The sequence below is a fragment of the Pseudomonas sp. X10 genome, assembly GCF_054889225.1.
The window spans coordinates 306,500-321,581 of record NZ_CM142677.1 but is presented as its reverse complement, the minus strand read 5'-3'; the positions used below and the strand labels follow the sequence as shown (position 1 = coordinate 321,581).

Genomic DNA, 15,082 nt, shown 5'->3' with positions numbered 1-15,082 from the left:
TTGCCTAGCGGGCAGGTTCAGGTTGGGGGGAGGCCACGGCGCTGCGCACGGCGCGCACATCGAGGCTGATCTGATAATCGTGGGGCGGGACCGGCAGCACGCTGCGCCACTGGGCCTGGTCGATCTCTCGGTAACCGACCACCAGGCCGACCTGGCGGGTGGCCGGGTTCAGCGGGCGCTCCAGGCGCAGTTGCTCGCCCGGTTGCAGCAGCACTTCATCCTGGTCGATCAGGTCAGCGGCGAGGGTCTCCTGGGCGCGTTCGGCCAGGGCGAAGTAGTCGGCGCGGGCAAAGGCTGCGCTGTTCTTCAGCTCGTAGATGCGCACCCGCACCGGCGCAGGCACGCCACCGGCGCCAGGGTTGAGCCCGGCGGCGGCACTGAAATACAGGGTGATGCCGGGCACCTGCGTGCCCTCACCAACCACCGCATCCTTGCTACAGGCACTGAGCAGCACGATGGCCACGGCTGCGATCAGTCTTCTTGCATTCATCCTCGTCCTCATGACGTCCTGGCATTCTTCCTATCCGAAGGCCGTGGCCTCAGGAGCGTTGTAGTCGAGCGCTATGCGCCTCGTAGGCGCGGCTGAACTCGCGCCCGAACAGGTCCTGGAAGTCCTCTTCGGCTTCCTGGGAAATCTTGCTGTACAACTCGGTGAACTGCTGCCAGCAATGGGCCTGGCGCGAACCGCCGAACAGCTTGGCCAGGCCGGCGGCGGGCGCCAGGCGTGCCTCCAACTGGGCCGGTTCGAAGCGTGTGAGCAGGTGCTTGATGGCCGCCTCGACGCCAGCCATCACGGCCAGTTGGTGAGCCCGTAGGTCGTCGAAGCTGTCGCGTACCGCCTGGTCCGGGGCCATGAACGCCTGGTTGCCATGGCGCATCAGCAACAACAACGCTTCGTCGGCGTTGGGGGCGAACTTCAACGGGTTGTTCTGCACCGGGGCGATGCTGGTCTGCTGCATGCGGAACTCGCCCTTGAGGCTGCTGCGCGCACGCAACACATCGATCAACCCCTCGACCATCAGCCGATAACTGCGCCCGAGCGCTTCCATCTGAGCCTCGACCTGGGCGCTGTCGATGCGCAGATGCTCGATGCCAGCGCCACGCAAGAAGGCCTGGACCAGCTCATCGTTGCCCGCTGGGGCCGGCGCGGCAGAGGCGGCTGGCGGTTCGACGGCAGCAGGTCGCACTGGCTCGGCAGCAGGTTGTGGCGTAGGCGGGGGAATATCCGGCACTGGCGGGGCCGGCTCCGGTTGGGCAGCAGCAGGTGGAGGGACTGCCGGAGCAGCAGGCGGCACGGGCGCGGCGGCGGGCGCACCTGTCAGCAGGTCCCAGTCCTCCGGGATCAACCCAGGTGCAGCCGGTGCAGGCTCAGTCGGGGCGGGTTCGGCAGCAGGCGTTGGCGCCACCGGTGTCGGTGGGCGAAAATCATGCTCTTGCGCCGGTAGGTGATCCGGCTGGGTCACCGGCGCCACGCTGGACGGCTCGAGGAAGTCGAACAGGTCCGGCAAGGTATCCTGGCTCGACGCGCCCTGGAGAAACGCAGCCGAGCCGGCAGGAAGCGGCGCCGAAGGCGAGGCCGTCTGGTTGGCCATCAGGGCTTCGAAACTGTTGGCATCCGCTTGGCCGTCCGTAGATATGGAAAAACCCGAATCTATTCGAGCCTGGATTTCGTAATCGCCAATTCGAATAATTTCGCCATCCATCAAGGGCTCGCTATTACCGCGACGCAAGCGAATACCGGCATGGACTAACTCGATGCCGTTAGTGCTGCTGTCGGTCAAATAGTAGCGACCATCCTTGAATTGAATAACGCAATGTCTTGAAGAAACCAGACGTTCTGGATCCGGCAATACCCAATCATTATCGGGGCCACGCCCAATACTGATGGCACCGGATTCCATAGACTTTTCAGGGCATTGGCCGGGCGTAATCTTGTGATAACTGATAATGGTAAGGCTAAGTGCCATCACGCCTCCTTGCTTGTTCCCTGGAAGCACCAACCGGCCCATTGGGCAGGGTTCCGCTCGACTTCGCGCTTCACGCAACACACTGAAAAGCCTGGATATTCTTCAGCGCTCACGGCCTGAATCGACGGATTAAACCATAAAAGTCCGTCATTCCAAGTCCTCTCGTCCAATGGGTCGCAAAACCTGCCGACTGCATCACACTGGTCACTGGGAGGAATAGCTTACCTTGACAGCGTTTTGGAAATAAACCAAAAATGTCTAACTTAATAGAGTGTCAGATTGATATCACTTCGATATCAACCCTGCATTCTTTGACAAGTTTCGCGCCAGTTCACACAAGCAACTTCGCGCCAATCAAAGCCCCCACCACGGGCCGATATGGAGATCGATACTGGGTGAACTCTCCACTGCTGCTCGCCGCTGTTTCCGCCGATTATCCATGCGGTGAGGACCTAGAATATGACCCGGACTTCCTGCAATTGGAGCGTGACGCCCAAGGGCGTCCCGAGCGTGTCATGGGCGATGCCATCCAGCCGGCCGAACCACCGCAGTGGCGCCAGATCGAACAGTCCTGCACGGCCCTGCTCCAGCGCAGCAAGGACCTGCGTATCACCCATTTCCTGCTGCAGGCCAACCTGGCCCTGCACGGCCTGCCGGGCCTGGCCGCCAGCCTCGAACTGATCAGCGCACTGCTGCGCGAGTACTGGCTGCACCTGCACCCGCAACTCGATGCCGAAGACGACAACGATCCGACCGTGCGCATCAACGCGCTGGCCGGGCTGACCTGCGACACCAACATCGCCCTGCTGCGCGACGCCGTTCTGGTGCGCTCGCGCGCCTTCGGCCCGGTCACCCTGCGCGCCGCCCTGCATGCCGGTGGCATGCAGCACTTCGCCAGCGAGCACCTGAGTGCCGAGGAACTGGCCGCCGCCCTGCGCGACAGCGACCCCGAGCAATTGCAGCAAGCCCGCCAGGCCTTGAGCCAGGCCCGCGAGGCTTGCGAAGCCATCGAGCACCAGGTCAGCGATCAGGTCGGCTCGGCCAGCGGTGTTGACCTGGCCGCCCTCAAGCAGCCGCTGCGCCAGGCCTGGCAAGTCCTGGCCGACTATGCACCGGGTGTTGACATACCCTCCACCGAATTCAGCGACACCCCTAGCGACACTGACGACCAGCCGGTCCCTGTCGCCCCGCGCGCCGCCCAGCCCGCCATGCGTCCAGGTGAGATCAGCAGCCGCGAGGATGTCCTGCAGAGCCTCGAACGCCTGTTGCAGTACTACGCCCGCCACGAGCCCTCGAGCCCGCTGCCGGTGCTGCTGCGCCGGGCGAAGAATCTGGTCAACGCCGATTTCGCGACCATCGTCCGCGACCTGATTCCCGATGGTCTGTCGCAATTCGAAACCCTGCGAGGCCCCGAAGCCGACTGATGTCGGCAACCGAGCAGACAGCATCGCGTAGCACCGACAGCAGCAACGAATGATGACGCCCATACCGTCGCAGCGGCGACCAGGAGGAACAACGTGGCGAACCCCAGCTCCCAGAAATTCATCGCGCGCAACCGCGCGCCGCGGGTGCAGATCGAGTACGACGTCGAGCTGTATGGCGCCGAGAAGAAGGTCCAGTTGCCCTTCGTCATGGGCGTGATGTCCGACCTCGCCGGCAAGCCTGCCGAGCCTCTGCCGCCCGTGGCCGACCGCAAGTTCCTGGAGATCGATGTCGATAACTTCGACTCGCGGCTCAAGGCCATGCAGCCACGGGTGGCCTTCAACGTCCCCAACGAGCTGACCGGCGAAGGCAACCTGAGCCTGGACATCACCTTCGAAAGCATGGAGGACTTCAGCCCCGCTTCCGTAGCACGCAAGATCGACTCGCTGAACCAGCTGCTCGAAGCACGCACTCAACTGGCCAACCTGCTGACCTACATGGACGGCAAAACCGGCGCCGAAGAAATCATCATGAAAGCCATCAAGGACCCTGCCCTGCTCCAGGCATTGGCTAGCGCGCCAAAGCCCAGTGACGCCGAGCCGAACGCTTAACCAGGACACCGTCTCATGAACGATCCGATGCGTGACACCCAGGGCCAGCCGGCCACCGCCGAGCAGACCAGCGAATTCGCCGCCCTGCTGCTGCAGGAATTCAAGCCCAAGACCGAGCGTGCCAAGGAAGCGGTGGAAACCGCCGTGCGCACCCTGGCAGAGCAGGCACTGGCGCAGACCAACCTGATCTCCAACGATGCCATTGGCTCGATCGAGTCGATCATCGCCGCCATCGACGCCAAGCTCACCGCCCAGGTCAACCAGGTCATCCACCACCCCGACTTCCAGCAACTGGAAAGCGCCTGGCGTGGCCTGCACTACCTGGTCAACAACACCGAGAGCGACGAGCAGCTGAAGATCCGCGTGCTCAACATCTCCAAGAACGACCTGCACAAGACCTTGAAGAAGTTCAAGGGCACCGCCTGGGACCAGAGCCCGGTCTTCAAGAAGATGTACGAAGAAGAATACGGCCAGTTCGGTGGCGAGCCCTATGGCTGCCTGGTGGGCGACTACTACTTCGACCAGTCGCCGCCCGACGTCGAGCTGCTCGGCGAGCTATCGAAAGTCTGTGCCGCCATGCACGCGCCCTTCATCGCCGCCGCTTCACCGACCGTGATGGGCATGGGCTCCTGGCAGGAGCTGTCGAACCCGCGCGACCTGACCAAGATCTTCACCACTCCGGAATATGCCGGCTGGCGCTCCCTGCGTGAGTCAGAAGACTCGCGCTACATCGGCCTGACCATGCCGCGCTTCCTCGCCCGCCTGCCCTACGGCGCCAAGACCGACCCGGTCGAAGCCTTCGCTTTCGAGGAAGACACCGACGGCGCCGATAGCAGCAAGTACACCTGGGCCAACGCCGCCTATGCCATGGCGGTGAACATCAACCGCTCGTTCAAGCACTACGGCTGGTGCTCGCGCATCCGTGGCGTGGAGTCCGGCGGCGAAGTGCAGAACCTGCCGGCGCACACCTTCCCCACCGATGACGGTGGCGTGGACATGAAGTGTCCGACCGAGATCGCCATCTCCGACCGCCGCGAAGCGGAACTGGCGAAGAATGGCTTCATGCCGCTGCTGCACAAGAAGAACACCGACTTCGCCGCGTTCATCGGCGCACAGTCGCTGCAAAAGCCGGCCGAGTACGACGACCCGGATGCTACCGCCAACGCCAACCTGGCGGCGCGCCTGCCGTACCTGTTCGCCACGTGCCGCTTCGCTCATTACCTCAAGTGCATCGTCCGCGACAAGATCGGCTCCTTCAAAGAGAAGGACGAGATGCAGCGCTGGCTGCAGGACTGGATCCTCAACTACGTCGACGGCGACCCGGCGCACTCGACCGAGACCACCAAGGCACAGCACCCGCTCGCAGCTGCCGAGGTGGTGGTCGAGGACGTAGAAGGCAACCCCGGTTACTACAACTCGCGCTTCTACCTGCGCCCGCACTACCAGCTCGAAGGGCTGACCGTGTCGCTGCGCCTGGTCTCGAAGCTGCCATCGGCCAAAGGGGCCTGAGCAGGGGCGCCTTCGCGGGCATACAGGCTCGCGAAGGGCTGCAAAGCAGCCCCAACACACCGAAACCGCTAAACGACGAGACATTCCGGAGACATCATGGCTGTTGATATTTTCATCAAGATCGGCGACATCAAGGGCGAGTCCATGGACAAGGCCCACAAGGACGAGATCGATGTACTGAACTGGAGCTGGGGCATGTCCCAGTCCGGCAACATGCACATCGGCGGTGGCGGCGGCGCTGGCAAGGTCAACATCCAGGACCTGTCGGTGACCAAGTACGTCGACAAGTCCAGCCCCAACCTGATGGCCCACTGCTCCAGCGGCAAGCACATCGACAAGGTCAAGCTGACCGTGCGCAAGGCTGGCGGCGAAAACCAGGTCGAGTACCTGATCATCAACCTCGAAGAAGTGCTCATCAGCTCGCTGAGCACCGGCGGTTCGGGCAGCGATGACCGCCTGACCGAGAACATCACCCTGAACTTCGCCAAAGTCACCGTCGACTATCAACCGCAGAAAGCCGACGGTTCCAAGGAAGGCGGCCCGATCAAGTACGGCTGGAACGTGCGCTCCAACGTCAAGATCTGACCGAGTACGCCTGCGGCCCACGGCCGCAGGCGACTTCCCCGACGCGTCAGCCGCACCCGGTGAACACCATGGCCAAGCCCTCGTTTATCAATCTGTGGAATGCCTACCCGATCGACCAGTTTCCCTGCGACGGACCGTGGGACAACCAGTGCGCCATTCGCATGAGCATCGCCCTCAATGGGGAACGCAGCATCAAGGTCAACACCTCCAGCTACAGCGAACCGCGCTGTGCCCATGGCCATGCCCGTGGCGCGGAGTCCTTGGCCAACTGGCTGTGGAAACACCATCTGGGCGCCCCGCTGCAGCTCAGCGGCAGCGCCGAAGACCGACAGAAACTGAGGTCCAAGCGCGGCATTATTTTCTTCAAGGATTGCTTCGCCCGCGCCGGCCAGTCGTTCGAGGACCGTAGTGGCGACCATATCGATCTCTGGGACCGCGGGCTGGTGACCGGCGAATTCGCCGACCAGGCCCACCGCTCCAAAGCAGTCTGGTTCTGGGAGCTGAAATGAAACGGTGTCACACACTGCCGATGATCGCCCTTGCGCTGACGACCTCGATGAGTGCCTGCGCGCAAGAACGCCCCGCCGCCACCGAGGCTCTTCCCGAGGACATGCATGTCACGCTGTCCGGGCAGCGCTTGATCCTGGAAAACCATCAGGAGCGTTGCGCTCTGCGCAAGACGGACCAGACGCTCCTACAACTGGAACTGCCCTGGCCCTGCCAGTTCAGCCCCGACAGACGTTCCGGGGAGCCGCGCGTGGAAAACTTCAACGGCGCGCAGATCGTTATTGTCAGGCACATTGATTTCGACACACCGGCACCTGGCAGTTGCCGGAGCCAGTACCAGGCCATCCGCCAATTCAATAACCAGCTGGAACCCTCGGTTGTCGCCCACGGCGCCAGTTGCACGACCGGGCCTGTCGACCAGAAGAACTTCGTGGGCCTGTTCAAGTGGTAGCTGAAATCGCCGCCCGCGACCGCCTGCAGCCTGCACTGCTGGACCGTCTGACCGACGACGAGCCCGGCAACCCGCAAGAAGGCCCCGACAAGCGCGTGCTATCGCTGCAGCAGCTCAAGGCCTCGGTACTGCGCGACCTGACGTGGCTGCTCAACACCACGTCCCTGCTCGATACCGGCGCCACCCTGAACACCCCGGCCGGCGCCTCGGTGGTCAACTACGGCCTGCCAGCCCTGGCCGGCAACAGCGCCTCGAACATCGATATCAATGTCCTGGAGCGCATCATTCACCAAGCCATCGTCACCTATGAGCCACGCATCCTTGCCCATACCCTGCGGGTGCGGGCGCAGGCCGCGCCCGGCGAAATGAACAACAACGCCCTGAGCTTCGAGATCGAGGGCGACCTCTGGGCCCAGCCGGCAGCCTTGCCGTTGCTGCTGCACACCGACCTGGACCTGGAGTCCGGCCATGTGCGCGTGGCCCCCGCCGAGCGCCGGAGGCGTACATGAACCCGCGCCTGCTCGAGCTGTACAACCAGGAGTTGCAGCACATCCGCGAAAGCGCGGCCGAATTCGCCAAGGAATACCCGAAGATTGCCGGGCGCCTGACCCTGTCCGGCATCGAATGCGCCGACCCTTACGTCGAGCGCCTACTCGAAGGTTTCGCCTACCTGACGGCGCGGGTCCAGCTCAAGCTGGATGCCGAATACCCGACCTTCACCCATAACCTGCTGGAAATCGCCTACCCGCACTACCTGGCACCGACTCCATCGATGACCGTGGTGCAGTTGCAGACCGATCCTGATGAAGGCTCACTGAGCGCTGGCTTCGAGTTGCCACGCGGCAGCGTGCTGCGCGCTAACCTGGGCCGCGACTCGCAGACCCCCTGCGAATTCCGCAGCACCCAGAGTGTCACCTTGTGGCCGCTGGAAGTGGCCCGCGCCGAGTATTTCGGCAACCCCGGCGCCGTGCTCGGACGCCTGGCCGCCAGCGAGCCCAAGGCCCGCGCCGGCCTGCGCCTGACCCTGCGCAGCGGTACCGAAATCCCGTTCGCCAGCCTGGCCCTGGAGCGCCTGCCGCTGTACTTGAACGGTGCCGACGAGACACCGTTTCGCCTCTACGAGCAACTGCTGGGCAACGCCTGCGCCGTGTTTGCCCGCCAGCCGGGCGGCGACTGGGTCGAGCGCATTCCTGTCGAACAGGCCCTGCGTCCCTGTGGCTTCGATGACCGCGAGGCCGCGCTGCCAGTGGTGCCCCAGGCATTCCAGGGCTATCGCCTGCTGCAGGAATACTTCGCCCTGCCACAACGCTTCCTGTTCGTCGAACTGGGCGGCCTGGAGCGGGCAGTGCAGCGTTGCAACGGCCAGGAACTGGAGCTGGTGATCCTGTTCGAGCGCTTCGACCAGAGCCTAGAGAGCAGTGTCGGCACGGCCCAGTTCGTGCCCTTCTGCACGCCAGCGATCAACCTGTTCCCACGTCGAGTCGACCGCATCCACCTGAGCGACCGGGTCAACGAACACCATGTGATCGCCGACCGTACCCGACCGACCGACTTCGAGGTCCACTCGCTGCTGAGCGTCACCGGTCATGGCACCGGCCCTGACCAGACGTTCCTGCCGTTCTACGCCGTGCGCGACCCAGCGCGCTATGGCCGCGACCAGGCCTACTACCTCATCCGCCGCGAGCCAAGGGTGCTGTCCAGCGAGCAACGGCGCAACGGCACCCGCTCCAGCTACATGGGCAGCGAGACCTTCGTCAGCCTGGTCGACGGCCAGCAAGCGCCCTACCGCCACGACCTGCGCCAACTGGGCATCAGCGCCCTGTGCAGCAATCGTGACCTGCCCTTGTTCATGACCGTGGGCGATGGTCGCAGCGACTTCAGCCTGGCCGACAGCGCACCGGTGGCCGCCATCCGCTGCCTGGCAGGGCCGAGCCGGCCTCGGGCCAGCCATGCTCATGACAACCGCGCCTGGCGTCTGATCAGCCAGCTGTCGCTGAACTACCTGTCGCTCACCGAGCAAGGCCAGGGCGCCGCCGCCCTGCGCGAGCTGCTGCGTCTGTATGGCGACAGCCAGGACGGCGCTCTGCAGTTGCAGATCGACGGCCTGCGCGAAGTCAGCAGCAAGCCCTGCACCCGCCGCCTGCCGATGCCCGGGCCGATCGTCTTCGGACGTGGCCTGGAGATCACCCTGGAGTTCGACGAGAACGCCTTCCGCGGTACCGGGGTATTCCTGCTGGGTGCGGTGTTCGAGCGTTTCCTTACCCGCTATGTCTCGATCAACAGCTTTACCGAGACCGTGCTCCGTACCACCGAACGCGGCGAGATCATGCGATGGAAAGCCAAACCCGGCCGTCGTCCGACCCTGTGAACACGCTTGAGGCCATGCAGGCCGCGCCCTGGGAATACGATTTCTTCCAGGCGCTGCGCCGCCTCGAGGCGGAAAACCCAGAGGTGCCGCGCTTCGGCCACTCCCTGCGCCTGGCCGACGAGCCGGTGCGCCTGGGCCAGCGCCTGGACTGCGCCTTCGCACCTGCGACCCTGGCGTCGGTGACCTCCGCGGAGGATGGAGGACCGGCGCGCCTGGAGCAGTTCTTCTTCGGCCTCGGCGGGCCCAACGGCCCCTTGCCGCTGCACCTCACCGAGTACATGCGAGAACGCCAGCGCAACCATGCCGACCCTACCAGCAAGCGCTTCCTCGACGTCTTCCATCACCGCTTGCTGAGCCTGTTCTACCGCGCCTGGGCCGAGGCCCGGCCGACTGTCAGCCACGACCGGCCAGACGATGACTACTGGGCCGCACGCCTGGCCGCCCTCAGCGGCCGGGGGCAACCCGCCCTGCGTGGCCAAGGGCCGCTGGCCGACAGTGCCAAGCTGCACTACTCCGGCCACCTGGCCGCGCAGACGCGTTACCCCGACGGGCTGAGCAGCATCCTCGGGGCCTACTTCGGAGTACCGGTGACCTTGGAGGAGTACGTCGGCCAGTGGCTGGAACTGCCCGAACGCAGCCGCCTCGGGGCCAGCGCCAACCGCCTGGGCGTAGACCTGTGCCTGGGCCGCTACGTCTGGGACCGCCAGCATAAATTCCGCCTGTGCCTGGGGCCTCTCAGCCTGGACCAGTACCACGCCCTGCTGCCCGGCGGCAGTGCCTTCGTCGAGCTGGCCGCCTGGGTCGCCGAATACCTGGGCCACGAGCTGGACTGGGACCTGAACCTGATCCTGCGCCAGGACCAGGTACCCGCCCTGCAACTCAATGCTGGCCGACGCCTGGGGTTCGACACCTGGCTCGGCCGTCCGCCACACGATGCAAGGGACCTGAAACTCGCCCGGTACTACGCCGAGCAGCCGGTCGCATCACCATCCACAAGGAGTCCGGAACATGGGTGAAATCAGCCGCGCCGCGCTGTTCGGCAAACTCAACAGCATCGGCTACAAGGCCATCGAGGCCGCCACGGTTTTCTGCAAGCTGCGGGGCAACCCCTATGTGGAGCTGGCGCACTGGTTTCACCAGTTGCTGCAACTACAGGACTCGGACCTGCACCGCATCATCCGCCAGTTCAACGTCGAGCCGGCACGCCTGGCACGCGACCTGACCGATGCCCTGGACCGCCTGCCACGCGGTTCGACCTCGATCACCGACCTGTCGTCCCAGGTCGAGGAAGCGGTCGAGCGCGGCTGGGTCTACGGCAGTTTGATGTTCGGCGAGAGCCAGGTGCGTACCGGCTACCTGTTGGTCGGCATCCTCAAGACACCGAGCCTGCGCAATGCCCTGCTCGGTCTGTCGAGCGAGTTCGCCAAGCTCAAGGTCGAAGCCCTGAGCGAGCGCTTCGACGAATACGTCGGCGACTCCCCGGAGAACGCCCTGCAGGCCAGCGATGGCTTCAGCGCCGCCGTGCCGGGCGAAGCCAGCGGTGCAGTGGCGCCTGCCGCCATGGGCAAGCAGGAGGCGCTCAAGCGCTTCACCGTCGACCTCACCGAGCAGGCGCGCAGCGGCAAGCTCGACCCCATCGTCGGCCGTGACGAAGAGATCCGCCAGCTTGTGGATATCCTCATGCGCCGTCGGCAGAACAACCCGATCCTCACCGGCGAGGCCGGGGTCGGCAAGACCGCCGTGGTCGAGGGCTTCGCCCTGCGCATCATCGCCGGCGACGTGCCGCCCGCCCTCAAGGACGTCGAGTTGCGCAGCCTGGACGTCGGCCTGCTGCAGGCCGGGGCGAGCATGAAGGGCGAGTTCGAACAGCGCCTGCGCCAGGTGATCGAGGACGTACAGGCCTCGGCCAAGCCGATCATCCTGTTCATCGACGAAGCCCATACCTTGGTCGGCGCCGGTGGCGCGGCCGGTACCGGCGATGCCGCCAACCTGCTCAAGCCGGCCTTGGCCCGTGGCAGCCTGCGCACCGTGGCCGCGACCACCTGGGCCGAGTACAAGAAGCACATCGAGAAAGACCCCGCCCTGACCCGCCGTTTCCAAGTGGTGCAGGTCGCCGAGCCGAGTGAAGACAAGGCGCTGCTGATGATGCGCGGCGTGGCTTCGACCATGGAGAAGCACCACCAGGTGCAGATCCTCGACGAGGCCCTTGAGGCAGCGGTGAAGCTATCGCACCGCTACATCCCTGCGCGCCAACTGCCGGACAAGTCCGTGAGCCTGCTCGACACCGCCTGCGCCCGCGTGGCCATCAGCCTGCACGCCGTACCGGCTGAGGTCGATGACAGCCGCCGGCGTATCGAGGCGCTGGAAGTAGAGCTGCAGATTATCGCCCGCGAAGACGCGATCGGTGTCGTCACCGGCCAGCGCCAGGCCCAGGCTCAGGCGCTGCTCGACAGCGAGCGCGAGCGCCTGGCCGAGCTGGAAAAGCGCTGGGCCGAGGAGAAAGCGCTGGTCGACGAACTGCTGGCGACCCGCGCCCAATTGCGCGAGCAGGTGGGCGTGGTCGACCGTGAAGTGGACAGCCAGGCCAGCCATGACCTGCGCGAGAAGTTGGTGGACCTGCAGCAGCGCCTCACTACCCTGCAGGGCGAAAGCCCGCTGATCCTGCCGACCGTGGACTACCAGGCGGTGGCGTCGGTAGTCGCCGACTGGACCGGCATCCCGGTCGGGCGCATGGCGCGTAACGAGTTGGAAACCGTGCTCAAGCTCGACCAGCATCTGGCCAAACGCATCATTGGCCAGGACCATGCCCTGCAGATGATCGCCAAGCGCATCCAGACTTCCCGCGCCGGCCTCGATAACCCGAACAAGCCGATCGGCGTGTTCATGCTCGCCGGCACCTCCGGCGTGGGTAAGACCGAGACAGCCCTGGCCCTGGCCGAAGCCCTGTACGGCGGTGAGCAGAACCTGATCACCATCAACATGAGCGAGTTCCAGGAAGCCCATACGGTGTCCACTCTCAAGGGCGCGCCACCCGGTTATGTCGGCTACGGCGAGGGCGGCGTGCTGACCGAGGCGGTACGCCGCCGTCCGTACAGCGTGGTGCTGCTCGACGAAGTCGAGAAAGCCCACCCGGACGTGCACGAAATCTTCTTCCAGGTATTCGACAAGGGCGTGATGGAGGATGGCGAAGGTCGCCAGATCGACTTCAAGAACACCCTGATCCTGCTCACCACCAACGCCGGCACCGAGCTGATCTCGCAAATCTGCAACGACCCGCAGGCGATGCCGGAACCTGAGGCGGTCGCCACGGCCCTGCGCAAACCGTTGCTGGAGATCTTCCCGCCGGCATTGCTCGGGCGTCTGGTGACCATCCCCTACTACCCGCTCAGCGACGCCATGCTCAAGGCCATCACCCGCCTGCAACTCGAGCGTATTCGCAAGCGCGTGGAGGGCACTCACAAGGTGACATTCGCCTACGACGACGAGGTGGTCGACCTGATCGTCTCGCGCTGCAGCGAAACCGAAAGCGGTGGCCGCATGATCGATGCCATCCTGACCAACGGCCTGCTGCCGGACATGAGCCGCGAGTTCCTCACCCGCATGCTCGAAGGCAAGGCGTTGGCCGGGGTGAGCATCAGCCGGCGGGACAACGACTTGCACTACGACTTCAGCGACGCGACGTAACAGCGCGCCTTACGGGATAACCATGCTGTTCAAGCAACTCACGCGCCTGGCGCAGATCAACAGCCCCTTGGGGCCGGACGTGCTGATCCTCAGCGAGATGGGTGGCAGCGAAGAACTCGGCCGCCTGTTCGACTATGAGCTGCAACTGACCAGCGACGACCCGGCGATCGACCTCAACCAACTGCTGGGCAAGCCTATGAGCCTGGCCCTGCAGATGGGCGTGTCGCTGCAAGGAACCAGCTCACGCTACTTCCATGGCATCGTCGCCCGCTGCAGCCAGAACATCGACCAAGGCCAGTTCGCCAGCTACCGTGTCACCCTGCGGCCCTGGCTGTGGCTGCTGACCCGCACCAGCGACTGCCGGATCTTCCAGCACCTGACGGTGCCGCAGATCATCAAGCAGGTGTTCCGCGACCTAGGCTTCTCGGACTTCGAAGACGCCCTGAGCCGCAGCTACCGCGAGTGGGAATACTGTGTGCAATACCGCGAGACCAGCTTCGACTTCGTCAGCCGACTCATGGAACAGGAAGGCATCTACTACTACTTCCGCCATGAGAAGGACCGCCATGTGCTGGTCCTCGCCGATGCCTACGGCGCGCACCAGAAGGTGCCCGGCTACGAGTCGGTGCCCTATTACCCGCCGGACGGCCAGCACCGCGAACGCGACCATATCAACGACTGGCACCTGGCCCAGGAGGTCCAGCCCGGCTCGCTGGAGCTCAACGACTATGACTTCCAGCGCCCCAGCGCGCGCATCGACGTACGCTCGGCCATGCCGCGCCCGCACTCGGCCAGCGACTACCCGCTGTTCGACTACCCGGGCACCTACGAGCAGAGCCAGGACGGCGAGCACTATGCCCGGACACGCCTGGAAGCCTTGCATAGCCTGCACGAACGGGTGGAGTTGCGCGGCAATGCCCGGGGCCTAGGCAGCGGCCATCTGTTCAGCCTCAGCGGCTTCAGCCGTCAGGACCAGAACCGTGAATACCTGATCGTCGCCGCCCGCTACTACATCGTCCAAGAGCGCCTGGAGACCGGCACCGGCGGCGGCGCCGCACAGTTCGAAAGCAACCTCAGCTGCATCGAGGCCCAACAGAGCTACCGCCCGCTGGCCAGCACGATGCGGCCAGTGGTCAAAGGACCGCAGACCGCCCTGGTGGTCGGCCCGGCCGGCGAAGAGATCTGGACCGACCAGTTTGGCCGGGTCAAGGTGCACTTCTACTGGGACCGGCACGACCAGTCCAACGAGAACAGCTCTTGCTGGATCCGTGTATCCCAGGCCTGGGCTGGCAAGAACTGGGGGTCGATGCAAATCCCACGGATCGGCCAGGAAGTGATCGTCAGCTTCCTCGAAGGCGATCCGGACCGGCCGATCATTACCGGCCGCGTCTACAACGCCGAGCAGACGGTGCCCTACGACCTACCCGCCAATGCCACCCAAAGCGGCATGAAGAGCCGCTCCAGCAAGGGTGGCTCGCCGGCCAACTTCAACGAAATCCGCATGGAGGACAAGAAGGGCGCAGAGCAGCTGTACGTCCATGCCGAGCGCAACATGGACACGGTGGTGGAGCAGAACGAAACGCTGTCGGTGGGCGTCAGCCGCACCCAGACGGTTGGCATGCTGGAGACCATCACCATCGGCCAGGACCGTATCCGCGCGGTACGCCGCGACGACATGCTGCTGGTCGGCGCAAGCAAGACCGACAGCGTCAGCACCAGCTACCTGATCGAGGTGGGCGAAAACCTGCGCCTGGTCTGCGGCAAGAGCGTGATCGAGCTCAACGCCAGCGGACAGATCAACCTCAGTTGCGTGCAGTTCAACTTCCATGCCAGCGGGGATGCCCAGATCAATACCGACGGCACCCTCGACCTGAATATCGGCGGCGCTGCCGAAACCTCGCCGAATGACCAGGGCGTGAAGACCAAGATCGATGACTCGGTGAAAGCGATCTTCCCCAAATCCGGCCAATAACGAGAC

13 protein-coding genes are annotated in these 15,082 nt (G+C 64.5%); 11 read left to right on the top strand and 2 right to left on the bottom strand.

Features of this window, described 5'->3' with window-relative positions; genetic code table 11:
* Positions 1–4: 4 nt before the first annotated feature.
* Positions 5–490: a type VI secretion system lipoprotein TssJ gene (gene tssJ, locus ACYU03_RS01465; RefSeq protein WP_461887774.1), complete on the bottom strand. Its 486-nt coding sequence runs from the start codon at positions 488–490 to the stop codon at positions 5–7.
* A 49-nt stretch (positions 491–539) separates the two neighbouring features.
* Positions 540–1,967 carry a type VI secretion system-associated FHA domain protein TagH gene (gene tagH, locus ACYU03_RS01460; RefSeq protein WP_461887773.1) on the bottom strand — a complete coding sequence of 476 codons (1,428 nt, stop codon included), beginning with the start codon at positions 1,965–1,967 and terminating at the stop codon, positions 540–542.
* 395 nt (positions 1,968–2,362) lie between these two features.
* Here tagH and tssA point away from each other — a divergent pair, with 395 nt between their 5' ends.
* From tssA to ACYU03_RS01405, 11 genes are all read left to right on the top strand, one after another.
* The gene (gene tssA, locus ACYU03_RS01455) at positions 2,363–3,391 is read left to right on the top strand and encodes a type VI secretion system protein TssA (RefSeq protein WP_461887772.1); all 1,029 of its coding nucleotides are present in this window, start codon (positions 2,363–2,365) and stop codon (positions 3,389–3,391) included.
* Positions 3,392–3,484: 93 nt separating this feature from the next.
* On the top strand, positions 3,485–4,000 hold the full coding sequence (gene tssB / locus ACYU03_RS01450) for a type VI secretion system contractile sheath small subunit (RefSeq protein ID WP_461887771.1): 516 nt from the start codon (positions 3,485–3,487) through the stop codon (positions 3,998–4,000).
* Between the two features lie 15 nt (positions 4,001–4,015).
* Positions 4,016–5,509 carry a type VI secretion system contractile sheath large subunit gene (gene tssC, locus ACYU03_RS01445; RefSeq protein ID WP_461887770.1) on the top strand — a complete coding sequence of 498 codons (1,494 nt, stop codon included), beginning with the start codon at positions 4,016–4,018 and terminating at the stop codon, positions 5,507–5,509.
* A gap of 96 nt (positions 5,510–5,605) precedes the next feature.
* The gene (locus ACYU03_RS01440) at positions 5,606–6,094 is read left to right on the top strand and encodes an Hcp family type VI secretion system effector (RefSeq protein ID WP_461887769.1); all 489 of its coding nucleotides are present in this window, start codon (positions 5,606–5,608) and stop codon (positions 6,092–6,094) included.
* 68 nt (positions 6,095–6,162) lie between these two features.
* Entirely contained in the window at positions 6,163–6,603 is a 441-nt protein-coding gene (locus ACYU03_RS01435; protein WP_461887768.1) for a type VI secretion system amidase effector protein Tae4, read from the top strand.
* Positions 6,600–7,052 carry a hypothetical protein gene (locus ACYU03_RS01430; protein WP_461887767.1) on the top strand — a complete coding sequence of 151 codons (453 nt, stop codon included), beginning with the start codon at positions 6,600–6,602 and terminating at the stop codon, positions 7,050–7,052. The genes ACYU03_RS01435 and ACYU03_RS01430 overlap by 4 nt, the downstream gene beginning before the upstream one ends.
* The gene (tssE, locus tag ACYU03_RS01425; protein WP_461887766.1) at positions 7,046–7,561 is read left to right on the top strand and encodes a type VI secretion system baseplate subunit TssE; all 516 of its coding nucleotides are present in this window, start codon (positions 7,046–7,048) and stop codon (positions 7,559–7,561) included. Before ACYU03_RS01430 ends, tssE begins: the two co-directional genes overlap by 7 nt.
* A complete protein-coding gene (tssF, locus tag ACYU03_RS01420; RefSeq protein WP_461887765.1) occupies positions 7,558–9,420 on the top strand; it encodes a type VI secretion system baseplate subunit TssF in 1,863 nt (620 codons plus the stop codon). Before tssE ends, tssF begins: the two co-directional genes overlap by 4 nt.
* Positions 9,384–10,436: a type VI secretion system baseplate subunit TssG gene (tssG, locus tag ACYU03_RS01415; protein ID WP_461887764.1), complete on the top strand. Its 1,053-nt coding sequence runs from the start codon at positions 9,384–9,386 to the stop codon at positions 10,434–10,436. The genes tssF and tssG overlap by 37 nt, the downstream gene beginning before the upstream one ends.
* Positions 10,429–13,104 carry a type VI secretion system ATPase TssH gene (gene tssH, locus ACYU03_RS01410; protein WP_461887763.1) on the top strand — a complete coding sequence of 892 codons (2,676 nt, stop codon included), beginning with the start codon at positions 10,429–10,431 and terminating at the stop codon, positions 13,102–13,104. Before tssG ends, tssH begins: the two co-directional genes overlap by 8 nt.
* A gap of 22 nt (positions 13,105–13,126) precedes the next feature.
* Complete coding sequence (locus tag ACYU03_RS01405) at positions 13,127–15,076, top strand: type VI secretion system Vgr family protein (RefSeq protein WP_461887762.1); 1,950 nt, start codon at positions 13,127–13,129, stop codon at positions 15,074–15,076.
* The last annotated feature ends 6 nt before the right edge of the window (positions 15,077–15,082 follow it).

Excerpts from the sequence above, each read along its gene's own strand:
- ACYU03_RS01440 (WP_461887769.1), top strand. The coding sequence starts at position 5,606 with ATGGCTGTTGATATTTTCATCAAGATCGGCGACATCAAGGGCGAGTCC.
- ACYU03_RS01430 (WP_461887767.1), top strand. The coding sequence starts at position 6,600 with ATGAAACGGTGTCACACACTGCCGATGATCGCCCTTGCGCTGACGACC.
- tssF (WP_461887765.1), top strand. The coding sequence starts at position 7,558 with ATGAACCCGCGCCTGCTCGAGCTGTACAACCAGGAGTTGCAGCACATC.
- tssH (WP_461887763.1), top strand. The coding sequence starts at position 10,429 with ATGGGTGAAATCAGCCGCGCCGCGCTGTTCGGCAAACTCAACAGCATC.
- tssC (WP_461887770.1), top strand. The coding sequence starts at position 4,016 with ATGAACGATCCGATGCGTGACACCCAGGGCCAGCCGGCCACCGCCGAG.
- tagH (WP_461887773.1), bottom strand. The coding sequence starts at position 1,967 with ATGGCACTTAGCCTTACCATTATCAGTTATCACAAGATTACGCCCGGC.
- ACYU03_RS01435 (WP_461887768.1), top strand. The coding sequence starts at position 6,163 with ATGGCCAAGCCCTCGTTTATCAATCTGTGGAATGCCTACCCGATCGAC.
- tssG (WP_461887764.1), top strand. The coding sequence starts at position 9,384 with ATGGAAAGCCAAACCCGGCCGTCGTCCGACCCTGTGAACACGCTTGAG.
- ACYU03_RS01405 (WP_461887762.1), top strand. The coding sequence starts at position 13,127 with ATGCTGTTCAAGCAACTCACGCGCCTGGCGCAGATCAACAGCCCCTTG.
- tssJ (WP_461887774.1), bottom strand. The coding sequence starts at position 490 with ATGAATGCAAGAAGACTGATCGCAGCCGTGGCCATCGTGCTGCTCAGT.